General features: G+C 38.8%; 14 protein-coding genes. 8 read left to right on the top strand and 6 right to left on the bottom strand.

What is annotated here, in order from left to right:
- Positions 1 to 24 precede the first annotated feature (24 nt).
- The gene (locus tag A9970_RS27870; protein ID WP_182984446.1) at positions 25 to 591 is read right to left on the bottom strand and encodes a hypothetical protein; all 567 of its coding nucleotides are present in this window, start codon (positions 589 to 591) and stop codon (positions 25 to 27) included.
- Positions 592 to 758: 167 nt separating this feature from the next.
- Between A9970_RS27870 and A9970_RS27865 the strand changes: the two genes are divergently transcribed.
- Positions 759 to 1,172: a group III truncated hemoglobin gene (locus A9970_RS27865; RefSeq protein WP_259655502.1), complete on the top strand. Its 414-nt coding sequence runs from the start codon at positions 759 to 761 to the stop codon at positions 1,170 to 1,172.
- Between the two features lie 109 nt (positions 1,173 to 1,281).
- Here A9970_RS27865 and A9970_RS27860 read toward each other — a convergent pair whose 3' ends face one another.
- The 3 genes from A9970_RS27860 to fbaA all read right to left on the bottom strand — a co-directional run bounded on the left by A9970_RS27860 (position 1,282) and on the right by fbaA (position 4,074).
- Positions 1,282 to 1,950 carry a sterol desaturase family protein gene (locus tag A9970_RS27860; protein ID WP_227550237.1) on the bottom strand — a complete coding sequence of 223 codons (669 nt, stop codon included), beginning with the start codon at positions 1,948 to 1,950 and terminating at the stop codon, positions 1,282 to 1,284.
- Between the two features lie 234 nt (positions 1,951 to 2,184).
- Positions 2,185 to 2,859, bottom strand: coding sequence for a head GIN domain-containing protein (locus A9970_RS27855; RefSeq protein WP_153846854.1), 675 nt, complete (start codon positions 2,857 to 2,859; stop codon positions 2,185 to 2,187).
- 135 nt (positions 2,860 to 2,994) lie between these two features.
- Positions 2,995 to 4,074, bottom strand: a complete 1,080-nt coding sequence (fbaA, locus tag A9970_RS27850) for a class II fructose-bisphosphate aldolase (RefSeq protein WP_153846853.1) — start codon at positions 4,072 to 4,074, stop codon at positions 2,995 to 2,997.
- Positions 4,075 to 4,399: 325 nt separating this feature from the next.
- Between fbaA and A9970_RS27845 the strand changes: the two genes are divergently transcribed.
- From A9970_RS27845 to A9970_RS27820, 6 genes are all read left to right on the top strand, one after another.
- The gene (locus A9970_RS27845) at positions 4,400 to 4,747 is read left to right on the top strand and encodes an ArsC family reductase (protein ID WP_153846852.1); all 348 of its coding nucleotides are present in this window, start codon (positions 4,400 to 4,402) and stop codon (positions 4,745 to 4,747) included.
- Positions 4,748 to 4,916: 169 nt separating this feature from the next.
- On the top strand, positions 4,917 to 6,863 hold the full coding sequence (locus tag A9970_RS27840) for a M1 family metallopeptidase (RefSeq protein WP_227550236.1): 1,947 nt from the start codon (positions 4,917 to 4,919) through the stop codon (positions 6,861 to 6,863).
- 121 nt (positions 6,864 to 6,984) lie between these two features.
- Positions 6,985 to 7,671 carry a hypothetical protein gene (locus A9970_RS27835; protein ID WP_153846850.1) on the top strand — a complete coding sequence of 229 codons (687 nt, stop codon included), beginning with the start codon at positions 6,985 to 6,987 and terminating at the stop codon, positions 7,669 to 7,671.
- A 115-nt stretch (positions 7,672 to 7,786) separates the two neighbouring features.
- Positions 7,787 to 8,200 carry an Rrf2 family transcriptional regulator gene (locus A9970_RS27830; RefSeq protein WP_088162831.1) on the top strand — a complete coding sequence of 138 codons (414 nt, stop codon included), beginning with the start codon at positions 7,787 to 7,789 and terminating at the stop codon, positions 8,198 to 8,200.
- A 7-nt stretch (positions 8,201 to 8,207) separates the two neighbouring features.
- Positions 8,208 to 8,855 (top strand): NAD(P)-dependent oxidoreductase, encoded by a 648-nt coding sequence (locus tag A9970_RS27825; protein WP_182984444.1) that lies wholly within the window; start codon positions 8,208 to 8,210, stop codon positions 8,853 to 8,855.
- A gap of 132 nt (positions 8,856 to 8,987) precedes the next feature.
- Positions 8,988 to 10,472, top strand: coding sequence for an amino acid permease (locus tag A9970_RS27820; protein ID WP_159731238.1), 1,485 nt, complete (start codon positions 8,988 to 8,990; stop codon positions 10,470 to 10,472).
- Positions 10,473 to 10,558: 86 nt separating this feature from the next.
- Here the strand turns inward: A9970_RS27820 and A9970_RS27815 are convergent, their stop codons facing one another.
- Entirely contained in the window at positions 10,559 to 11,101 is a 543-nt protein-coding gene (locus tag A9970_RS27815; RefSeq protein WP_220801716.1) for a DUF1543 domain-containing protein, read from the bottom strand.
- A gap of 156 nt (positions 11,102 to 11,257) precedes the next feature.
- Between A9970_RS27815 and A9970_RS27810 the strand changes: the two genes are divergently transcribed.
- Positions 11,258 to 12,127 carry a serine hydrolase gene (locus tag A9970_RS27810; protein ID WP_182984443.1) on the top strand — a complete coding sequence of 290 codons (870 nt, stop codon included), beginning with the start codon at positions 11,258 to 11,260 and terminating at the stop codon, positions 12,125 to 12,127.
- 97 nt (positions 12,128 to 12,224) lie between these two features.
- Here the strand turns inward: A9970_RS27810 and A9970_RS27805 are convergent, their stop codons facing one another.
- Entirely contained in the window at positions 12,225 to 12,767 is a 543-nt protein-coding gene (locus A9970_RS27805) for a hypothetical protein (protein WP_088162833.1), read from the bottom strand.
- Positions 12,768 to 12,779: the final 12 nt, after the last annotated feature.

Here is a 12,779-nt window from a genome sequence, read left to right as displayed (position 1 = left end):
TAGATTCCAGCCCAGTACGGTAAATTATCTTTTATCCAGATTGTTCCAATAACGTTCCACATTTTCTTTTACCTCAACCGGTAGGGACGCATAATTGTCTGAAAACGTTGTTTGACTATAACCATCTGCTTCCTCCGCGCGGAGACGATAAAACTTATTCTTATAAAGAACTAAACCAATACAGCTAAGCTGCTTTTTTAGGTCATCCTTTGGATGCCTTGAATAGATAAATAATGCATCCAATTTACCGTCCCTATCGGCATCAAAAAATGCCTTCCGAGATTCCCAAACCGACGTAACGATCCCTTCTTCGGATATCAATTCATCAGCCACAAGCTGCCACATTCCATCGATCTGCTGAAATTGTTGTACATAAAGTTTGTCGGGGTCGGCACCCCGTTCCTCTTTTGAAAACACAATATAATTATCTTCTTTTGGAGTTTGAATGCGTTCCACTTGCAACACACGCTTCCCTTTAAATGGAAAACCAGAAGATTGAAAATTTTCCTTATTGATCGAAATTGTTGTAACCTGCGCCTCAGCAGCATAAAATCCCATCGATAATAGGATTAAAAGAACGTATTTTCCCATATGTTTTTCCCTTAGTATTGAGTCAATTTACTGACAATAAAAGAGAATTACAATATTTCAACGAGACATCTTTACATCCAAGTGATGCGATTCTCTATAAATGTCACTACATTTAATCTAGATAAACATCATGAAGAAGCTTTTGATCCAGCTATAGGTCTTTATTCATGAGCTTAGATCATACGCCGATGAAACAAGATATTCAAACACTCGATGACATTAAAGTATTAGTAGATCAATTTTATACGACGATACGTAACGATACTTTGCTCGGACCTATTTTTAAAGAAAGAATCCAAGACAATTGGGCGATCCATCTTGAAAAGATGTATAGTTTCTGGCAGACTATCCTAACGGATGAACATCGTTATTTTGGCAGCCCCTTTCCACCTCATATTAATTTACCCATTGATGCACAACATTTTGGTCAATGGCTCAAATTATTCGAAGCAACAGTAGATGGCCTATACAGTGGACAAAAGGCTGAAGAAGCCAAATGGCGTGCGCAGAAAATGGCACAAATGTTTCAGTTCAAACTGGAATACCTGCACGCCAACCCCAACAAGAAACCATTGATCTAAAGTTAGCCTACAAAGCCTACTTGATGGCATTGTTAAATAAAAAGAAAAATTATTCCATAAAAAAAGCCCTTGAAAACTTCCAGGGCTTTTTTAGTTGATGTGATTCAATTTATGCTTTTTCTTCTTTTAAGGAAGTAGAATCTTTTTTGGGTTCCTTTTCTTCGAAACCTGAGCGTAAAATTTCATCCCATAAGGAAGAACTTACTCCAAAACCTTTTTCTGGATCAGAATAATGGTGCAACATATGGTGCTGCTTGATCCGTTTGAAAATACCGCTTTTAAAATTAGCATGGTGCATCGCGTAATGACATTCGTCATAGATCAAATACCCCACCATAAAACCTGAGAAAAAACAGGCTAAGATAAACTCATTCGAAAAAAACAATGTAAAACCAAGATACACCAACAGAGCTAGTGGAATACTCGCTGACAACGGCATCACCAAACGCATACGGTCTCTTGGGTAATCATGATGCACACCATGGAAAATAAAAGCAATGCGCTTTCCCCATTCCGTTGTCGGGTGAAAATGAAATACCCAACGATGTAATGCATATTCAAAAGCAGTCCAAAAAGCTAAACCAAAAATAAAATACCCAATGTATGTTAAAAAGGAAATCTCTCCCCAAACTAGCGCTTTATACGAAAAGAAAACAACCACGGGTACATAGAAAATCAAAGGTACACTCCAATGCACTTTCGTCAAAGACTCTAAAAAGTCATTGTTGAACATGCGCGTAGATTCCGTAGAATTTGAAACATAATTACGCTTTGCCATAATACTATTTTTATTATTCCCTCACAAAAATAAGTATTTTAAGCACAAATGAAGAAGGTTTGTGATGAGAAAAACAAAATAACTGACCTTTTTAATAAAAAGGTTAAACAACAATCATTACCCTAATTAAGCTAAACCCTTTTTATTGCATCTATTACCCTAAATTTCACTCTTTTTCGCTTTAATCAACTAAAATCTCAGCACGAGAAAATTGACAAATCCAAGACAGTTTGCTTATTTAAAGTTGACTGTTCCACCGGCCATTTTCTTTTCTACACGTTGTTCTGGTTTTCCATAAACATCAATCACACCGCCACCACGTGTTTTGGTTTCGATGGAATCAGTTGCAAAAACATCCGCTTTTCCCCCGCCATTGACAGTAACTACCGTTGTGGCTGTCTTAAAGTCTTTACCTTCATATTTTCCACCAAAATTCGAAATGATCTCCTGTCTATTTGCTTTTCCATACAAAGCGATTGTGGCACCTGAGGTCACTTTTATTTCAGCTGTTTTTACCGCTGTATAGAGATCGACCAGACCGCCTTCTGAAGCATATACTTTTAAGTGGTCAACAGCAACTGGATTATTTGTAGTTGCAAATACCTTAGCTCCTTTTTTTGCTTCCACATTGTTTAAACTCTTGTAATATACCTTCACAGAGATATCCCCCCCCTGCAGCATATTCAACGTATTCATTTTCAAAACCAAGGATCCATTTGTGTTGACCACCTTAACATTCTCGTGATTCTGTCCTTCAAACGTCACTAAGGACTCGTCCGACTTAATCAACTCCACCTGAATCTTGTCCGTCGCTACAACCGAAGAAAAATCGCCAACATTTTGCTTCACCTGCCCAAACCCCATTTGGGCAATTAATAAAAGAATTACACTGACTCCTAAAAATTTCATATTTACTTGACTTTTTATTGTTGTTCGTCAAAAAATAAGCCAATTCCTATTAAGAACAATATTTTTAACCTATTTTGACATAAAAAAGGCGCCCTATCTAAGGGCGCCTTTATGATCTATTTTTTCAGCCTATGCTTATAGTTTGCTATTAACGTCTACTGCATTCAAATCAGCGAACGCTTCTTTCAGACGAGCAACAAATGTTTCTTCACCTTTACGTAACCAAACGCGTGGATCGTAATATTTTTTATTTGGAGAATCAGTTCCTTCTGGGTTACCGATTTGACCTTGCAAATAATCATGGTTTTTCGCTTCATAAGCTCTTACACCATCCCAGAACGCCCATTGCATATCCGTATCAATGTTCATTTTGATCGCGCCATATGAAATCGCTTCTGCAATTTCTTCCGGAGAAGAACCAGAACCACCGTGGAATACGAAGTTTACTGGCTTTTCAGCAGTAAGATTATATTTCTCACGAATATATTCTTGTGAATTATGTAATATAACTGGTTGCAATTTCACATTACCTGGTTTGTAAACACCATGAACATTACCAAATGCAGCTGCCACTGTAAATTTGTCAGATACTTTAGACAATTCTTCAAAAGCATAGGCAACTTCTTCCGGTTGGGTATACAGTTTTGAACTATCTACATCCGAGTTGTCAACACCGTCTTCTTCACCACCTGTAACACCCAGCTCGATCTCCACAGTCATACCAAGTGGTTTCATACGCGCTAAGTATTTAGCTGAAATTTCAATATTTTCTTCAATTGGCTCTTCCGATAAATCCAACATGTGAGAAGAGAACAATGGTTTTCCGTGTTGCGCAAAGAATTTCTCGCCAGCGTCCAACAAACCGTCGATCCAAGGTAAAAGTTTCTTAGCTGCGTGATCTGTATGCAGAATAACTGCTACACCATAATGCTCAGCTAATAAATGAACATGTTGTGCTGCAGATACCGCTCCCAATACGCAAGCTTGTAAATTATCGTTGTTTAAGGTTTTACCAGCGTAGAATTGCGCTCCACCATTTGACAATTGAATAATTACAGGAGAATTTACTGCTTTCGCAGTTTCCATAACCGCATTGATAGAGTTTGTTCCGATAATGTTTACCGCAGGCAAAGCAAACTTATGTTTCTTCGCAACCTCAAACAACTCTTGTACTTGATCTCCTGTCAATACACCTTTAAAATCTTTTAGGCTCATATTTCTGTTATTGATTTATTTTAATCTTTCATTAAACTTGAAGCTACTAAATTATTAAAAATTATTATTACTTCCTAATTTTTACAGTGTACTAAATACACTATCATTTCACATGGGATATAGAATTTTAACAAATCATAAAACCCCGACTGTTCAATTGAATAGGAACTTTCCGATTACTCCTTTTTCAATGGCATTGATAACAAAATATCCACAATTGTCCTTAAATCACAGAAAAGACACCATAGAAATATTCAGAAATATGAATTATTTTAAAAATTGTATCGGGATTGATTAAATTTGGATTCACCAAATTGTCACTATTATGCTACAGGTATACGGTATCAAAAATTGTAACACAGTAAAAAAAGCACTTACATGGTTGGAAGACAATAATGTTCCCTTTCAATTTCATGACTTCAAAAAAGAAGGCGTCAGTGTAGATAAATTAAAAGAATGGGAAACACAGGTAGACTGGCAGGCTCTAGTGAATAAAAAGGGAACCACATGGAAAAAGTTATCTCCAGAAACTCAAGAGCAAGTCATTGACAGTGATAGTGCCAATAAAGTACTTCAGGAAAATACAAGCATGATTAAACGTCCTGTTATTGAATACAACAAAGGTATATTACTCGGTTTTAATGAAGCAGAGTACGTAACAAATTTAAAATAGTTCCACAAAGCTTCCCGGAATGGAGGTTCTAAAAAGCCTCCAATTATCTTAAATAAACCTTTAAGGCCCCTTTTTATCCCTTATATTATGAAACGTCGTTTGCGTTTTTTTTGGCTCAATGTACTTTTCATTGTATATTGGAGCAAATAAACATAATTTAAGTAGACGTATGATGAAAAGAATTGCACTGGCTTCTTTAAGCCTTGTTGCGTTGAGCTATGCTTATCCGGCCTTTGCACAGGAGAAAACATCCAATTACAGCTATACAGAGGCCTTTGCACCCTTGTTTTTTAAAAATAATGGCAATGAATATCGTTCCGCAGCGGGAAAACCGGGCCCTGCCTACTGGCAAAATGCAGCCGACTATAAAATTCAGGCTTCCCTGAACGATCAAAATGATCAAATTACAGGATCTGTCGAGATTACCTATAGCAACAATAGTCCAGACAATATGAACTATCTGTGGTTACAATTAGATCAAAATATGTTTTCACAACATGGCCGCGGTCAATTGATCTCCCCCTTAACCAACAGCCGTTACGGTGATGGCAACTCAACTTTTGATGGTGGATATCAGATACAATCTGTTACGGATGTAAACGGAAATACGATCGAACATATTATTGACGATACCCGCATGCAGCTTCGACTTCCTGCGGCGTTAAAGAGCAAGGGCGGAAAAATAACTTTTAAGATTAAATACCAATACACCGTTCCTAAATACGGTGCGGACCGTACAGGTATACTTGACACAAAAAACGGAAAAATCTATGCCATTGCACAATGGTTCCCAAGACTGTGTGTCTATGACGACATTAGAGGTTGGAATACGCTTCCCTATACAGGACCGGGAGAGTTCTATCGTGAATTCGGAAATTATCAGGTTGAGATCACTACCCCGGCAAACCACATGGTTGTATTGGGTGGCGAATTGTTAAACCCACAAGAAGTATTTACAGCTGAACAACTCAAGCGATATCAACAGGCACAGCGCAGCGACGAAACCGTGATCATCCGCTCCGCCGAAGAAGTTAACGCAAAAAACTCCAGGCCTGACAAGAAAACCTTAACCTGGAAATATCAACTTAATAATGCGCAAGACATTGCCTGGGCGTCCTCTACGGCATTTATATTAGATGGCGCGAAGATCAATCTACCGAGTGGAAAAAAATCCCTCGCTTTGTCAGCCTATCCAATTGAAAGTAACAGTAACAATGCCTGGGAACGCTCGACAGAATATACGAAAGCTGCAATTGAAATCTATTCAAAAAGCTGGTTTGAATATCCTTACCCTGTAGCAGTGAATGTAGCCTCCAATGTCGGTGGAATGGAATATCCAGCCTTGTCGTTCTGTGGCAATCAGGCCAAAGCAGGCTCACTTTGGGGTGTTACCAACCACGAGTTTGGTCACAATTGGTTCCCAATGATTGTCGCATCCAACGAACGTGAACATGGATGGATGGATGAAGGGTTCAATACATTTATTAACGAACTCGCAACAAAGGAATTCAACAATGGCGAATATTATCGTAATCAGGCGAGCAGATCCTACATCTTTACTGCACGTAATCTTGAACCGATCATGAGTACACCGCAAAACATGAAAGAGCGTAATATTGGTGCTTTGGTCTACTATAAGCCCGCTTATGGACTGAAATTATTGCGAAACGAAATCATCGGTCCTGAGCGCTTCGATTACGCCTTTAAAAAGTATATCCAAGAATGGGCTTACAAACACCCTACTCCGGAGGATTTCTTCAAAGCTATTGAAAATGGTGCTGGAGAAAACCTAAACTGGTTCTGGCGCGGGTGGTTTGTCAACAACTGGCAAATGGACCAAGGTATAAAATCGGTATCCTATGTCAACAACGAGCCAAAATTTGGCGCACTTGTCACCGTAGAAAACCTTGAAAAATTACCGATGCCAGTTATTGTTGAAGCTACAACCGTATCGGGCAAGAAGATTCGAAAAAAACTACCAGTGGAAATCTGGGAAAGAAACGACGTATGGCAATTTAAAATACCGACCACAGAGCCACTGCAATCTGTACAGTTAGATCCGGACATGGTCATGCCGGACAAGAACCCAGACAATAATTCGTGGAAAGCAAATTAGCAGATTTTCAAAATCTATTCGTTATTTTTGGCTAGAGAACAATCATGAAGGTACGGCGTAAACAAAACGGCAAATACCCTGTTCATTCATAGATTGAAAATACATAACTATATTTATTCACATGAAAATCTTACAAACGATTCTAAGCTGCTTACTTATTACGCTAATGAGTGGACATCTGGTTGCACAGGAAAAAACCAAGGGGATTATTATGGAACTTGTCAGCGGTGAGAAAATTGAGGCTGCACAAATTCAAAATTTAAGAACCAAGGCTGAAGTACAGACCAATAGAGATGGCTCCTTTGCAATTGACGCCAATATTAACGACCTCTTGTTAATCAAGGCTGTGGGATATGAACAAGATACTGTCTTCATTTATGATACCAGCTTACGCAGAGTCTATTTGAACAGAATGAATAATGTTATCGAACTCAGTGAAGTTGTCGTAGAACGGATGACAGACAGCAGACTTGCTGCTGAAATCCAACGCGAGAAGACTTTAGGAAAGTATTCTGACGCGAGTCAAAACCGCGGCGGAGTACGGATTTCTCCAAGCCGCATATTTAGCAAAGAGGGAAAACAAGCCCGTTCAAATTACAAACTTCTGATCGCAGAACGCGAGAAAAGAGCAGTTGATCGAAAATTCACTGAAAATCTGATCAAAGAATTGACTCCGCTCAATGGTTCGGATCTAGCCCTGTTTAAGGAAAGATTTAGACCTTCCTATAAATTTATTCAAAACAGCAGCCAAGAAACTCTGAAGGTCTATATCATGGATAGCTATAAAAAATTTAACGAGAAAAAATAAAAAACAAACACTTTTATCACGTGATTGTCAGAAGGTTTTAAACTGTAATAATTTTTATTTCAGTTTAAAACCTTTTCTGTTACTTTGTGTTATAATTTAGAAAAATCAGCAGAGGATGTTACACAACTTGAGGTTCGCAACAGCATTACACATTATGGTTCTGGCACAGCTAGAAGAGTCAAATCAATGGCTTTCTTCTGAATATATTGCGTCAAGCATCCAGGTCAATGCAAGTGTGGTTCGCAAAGAAATTGCATCTCTTAAAACAGCATCTTTACTAACGAGTAAAGAAGGTAAGGGCGGCGGTATTCGCATAAATCCCGAGAATCCAACGATTACCTTGGCTGATATTTATATCAGCACCAAGCAAACCGATTTCGGCGGGAAATTTAACAGTCCCAATCCAGCCTGTGTTGTTGGCAAAAATATCAACTCCAAACTCCAGGATCTGTATCAGGAAGTCGACACTGATATTGTACAGCGTTTGGAAAAGATAACCTTAGCTGATTTTAGCAAAACATTTAATTAAAGGAAGCATGAAAGTAGCAGTAATTGGATCCACAGGATATGTAGGATCTCATCTCGTAAAAGAATTGGTAGACCGTAACTATGACGTAGTCGCCATCGCCCGCCACCTCGAAAATATTCCATCGAGTGAAAAAGTAACCAAGCTCCAAGTAGATATCAATGATAATAATCAATTGGTTTCTGCTCTAAAAGGTGTTGATGTTGTTGTTTCGGCTTTCAATGCCGGATGGACAAACCCTAATCTTTATGAGGATTTTACAAAGGGTGCATTGGCAATCCAACAAGCTGTTAAAGATGCCGGTATCAATCGTTTCATCGTTATTGGTGGTGCAGGAAGTTTATTGATTGATGGAAATAGACTGGTCGATTCACCGGATTTTCCCAAAGAAATTAAAGCTGGGGCATTAGCTGCAGCAGATTATCTGAATACCATCCAGAAAGAAGATCAACTTACCTGGACCATGTTTAGTCCTGCTATAGAAATGAATTCCCATGCAGGAGGAACCCGTACAGGAAAATACCGTACAGGTCTTGATGCTCCTGTATTTGATCAAGAAGGTCGTTCTAGATTATCAGTAGAGGATCTTGCTGTAGCAATAGTAGACGAAATTGAGAACGAACAATTCCTCAATAAACGCTTTACAGCGGCGTATTAGTACCCAAACAAGCATTTGATTCAGATTTTATTACAAAAGGGAGGAGCAATCTTCCCTTTTTTCATTGAGATCATTTATATTTGACATTAATTAAACAATTAAAAAGCTAAATAATCGTAAAGAATTAATCCTATGCTATTTAAAAAATCGATTCCTCAACTCATTGCTGAAGCAAATGAAAATGGTGAACACACGCTAAAGAGGACACTGTCCAGCTCGGGCCTTATCGCCCTCGGTGTTGGGGCCATCATTGGAGCAGGACTTTTCTCCCTAACAGGGATTGCCGCTGCTGAAAATGCAGGGCCAGCTGTTATCCTATCTTTCATTATCGCAGCAGTAGGCTGTGGCTTCGCAGGTCTTTGTTATGCCGAATTTGCCTCTATGATCCCTGTTGCAGGAAGTGCTTATACATATTCCTACGCCACAATGGGTGAATTTGTTGCCTGGATTATCGGCTGGGATCTCGTCCTAGAATATGCACTAGCAGGAGCTACAGTAGCCGTTAGCTGGTCCCAATATTTCAACCAGCTTCTGATGATATTCCATATCCAGCTCCCTGACACCCTACTCAAAGGCCCTTGGGAAGGTGGAGTGGTCAACTTACCTGCTATCATTATTGTTTGTTTACTATCGCTATTGCTGATGCGTGGCACACAGGAATCATCCCGTGTAAACAATATATTGGTTATCCTAAAAGTCAGTGTTGTATTGATTTTTATCGCCTTGGGATGGAGCTTTATCAATCCTGCAAACCACGATCCATTTATCCCTGTAAATGCAGGTGAAGAGCTTGTAAAAAGTGGACAACAAAGCTTTTGGTCATTTTTAAAGAGTGATGACTTCGGTCACTTTGGTATCAGTGGTGTATTGCGCGCTGCAGGGGTTGTCTTTTTTGCATTCATCGGTTTTGATGCGGTAAGTACAGCTGCCCAAGAAGCAAAAAACCCGAAAAAGGGTATGCCAATAGGTATCATCGGTTCATTAATAATCTGTACAGTTTTGTATGTTTTGTTCTCGTATGTAATGACAGGTATCGAAAATTATACGATGTTCAAAGGTGACGCAAAACCTGTTGCGACAGCTTTTGCAAAAACTGGATATCATTTCTTAAATACAGCGTTGATTATTACGATTATTGCAGGATACACTTCAGTTATTCTCGTGATGTTACTTGGTCAGAGCCGCGTATTTTATTCGATGAGTAAAGATGGTTTGCTTCCAAAGATATTTTCGGACCTATCCAAAAGACAGACTCCTTGGAAAACAAATGCTATTTTCATGATATTCGTAAGTATATTCGCAGGTTTCGTTCCAGTTTCTGACCTTGGCCATATGGTAAGTATTGGCACCCTATTTGCCTTCACCCTTGTATGTGTAGGTATTTTAGTACTACGTAAAACAGACCCTAATTTGGAGCGCCCATTTAAAACACCATTGGTTCCTTTCGTTCCAATAATGGGTATCTTGGTCTGTATTTTAATGATGGCTTCATTGCCAATTGAAAGCTGGGAGCGTTTAGCCGTCTGGCTTGCTATAGGCTTATTGATTTACTTTGTATATGGTAAAAAACATAGTGTCATTAGAAAACAACATCAGAACCAACAAAAGGTTGGTTAAACATAAAAAAGGTTGGTTAACCATAAAAAAGGCTTCTTTATAAAGAAGCCTTTTTTATGGTTAAGAAATCCAATAGCACATTCTTATTATAGCGCACTCAGTTTAAAATATCCATTCGCAATGGTATCCTCTTCTAGACCGATCTTTGGCGTAATTTGAATACTATACTGCTCTTTATCATGAGGTAATAGCAAATCTTCTATCTCATAAATATCATCAACATCCAAACCATACTTATCATCGATATGCGCCGAACTGTGATGCTTCCAAAAAACAGTACGTTTTGCCTTTTCAGTCGCCTTGGCCAAACTGGATGCAACAATAAGTTCTTTGTAATGGAACTCGTCAAATTCATTCGGTTTGTAGCCACCTAAATTGACAAAAAACAACTTCAATTCCGAATCAATAGCCTGTTCATTCCCCCTTTCAGTAACCTTAATTTCATATTCCCCAATCTTATGGACAACACGGTACGCATCAATGTGAATTTTACCATCAGCCTCGGGCCAAAAATCTTTAATGGGATCGACAAAGTCCTTGAGCTCATTACCAATACCAAAGAAAATGTCATGCTGTTCTGTCCGTCTATTTTTCGGCTTACAACCGATCAAAATCATAAATAATTTCATAGTCAAAAATCAGTCTTTCAATGTCCTTGCTAGAATATCCAGTTTATTTTTCATCGATGTCTGTGCGTACGAATCATGGATATTTCATAACTTAAGCCCTGTAAAAAATAAAAATAACTATTATCCACCACATTTAACATATATTATATCTTCACAATGCACAAAATATTTCTATCATTTACGTTACTATTCTTATCATTACTGTCCTTTGGGCAAAAAGCCGCTACCGATAGAAAACTCGAATCACAGATAAAACAGCTTATTCAGGGTTTTCAAGGCGATGTTGGCATTTATGTACACCATCTCAAAAAAAACAAAGAAGTCAACATCCAGGGCGACAGTATTTTCCCTACAGCAAGCATTGTCAAAATCCCCATTTTAGTCGGTATCTTTGATAAAATTGAAAAAGGTGAACTACAACTTGATCAGCAACTGCTCTACCGTGCTAGTCAACAATATGGCGGCTCAGGGCTGATGCAGTTTTTTAAGGACAGTACACAAGTTGACTTGAAAACCTTGGTTGCACTTATGCTCTCTTATAGTGATAATGTAACCAGCATTTGGAATCAAAAGCTTGCAGGAGGAGGTGTCGCGATCAATAAATTAATGAGCGATCTTCAACTGGCCCACACACGTGTCAACTCACAGACAGAGGGACGGAAACCAGATTGGGAAAGATATGGTTGGGGCCAGACTACACCGAAAGAGATGGCCGACTTGGTCACACTAATCCGACAAGGCAAAGTTTTATCCCCAAAATCTTCCGATCAGATGTATCGTTTTATGGGCAACATGTTCTATGATGAAAGAGGGTTATCGCAAATCCCATCCACTGTCAAAACAGCTTCAAAAACAGGTTCTTTAGATGACGTACGCAATGAGGTCATTTTGGTCAATGCGCCGAAGGGAGATTACGTTTTCAGTATTTTCACCAAGAACAATACAGATAAAAGCTGGGGAAAAACAAATGAAGCGGAGGTACTTACCCGTAAGCTTTCCAAATTGTTATGGGATTATTACCAATAAGCCTATTTAAGTCAATGTTATAAATATGTTATATAAAAAAAAGGGGGGCACTCAAAAAAGTGCTCCCCTTCCCTATAGTTCAAATGAAATACGTCAACTAATTTTTCAACGCTTCACCTACATTTTTAGCTTTCCGACTAATATCGTCACCTACTTTTTTGGAAGCATCTTTTACATCTTTAGCAGCCTCTTTGGTTCCAGTAGCAACATCATTTGCAACTTTCTTCGTACCTTCAGCGACATTTTTTGCGGCATCTTTTGTTTTATCAACAGCCGTGTTTGTCGCATCCACAGTCGCATCTTTTGCATCTTTCAATCCCTCTTTTACATCCTCCCCGGCATTACGCAATGCATCTTTCGTTTTTTCCCAGGCAGTATTGGCTTCTTCAGAGGCAACGCGAGCTTTTTCTTCAGCGGCTTTATCACCTTTTGCGATAGCTTCATCCAAATCCTTTTTCGCTTGTTCTGCTTTTAAACGAGCATTTTCTTCCGCATTTTTTAAATCTGCGATTGCGGCATCTACATGCTCACCGACTGTTTTTGCCGAATCTGTCGCTGTAGTGTCTTTTTTCTCCGAATTGTTGCAAGAAGACATTACCAATGCTCCTGCTACGACTGCTAAAAGTGCAATTTTCTTCATTATAAATTGATT

Source organism: Sphingobacterium sp. UME9, from assembly GCF_014170215.1.
In the GTDB taxonomy this organism is placed as follows: domain Bacteria; phylum Bacteroidota; class Bacteroidia; order Sphingobacteriales; family Sphingobacteriaceae; genus Sphingobacterium; species Sphingobacterium paramultivorum.
Note: the sequence above shows the minus strand (reverse complement) of the source record. Positions and strands in the feature narration are given on the sequence as shown.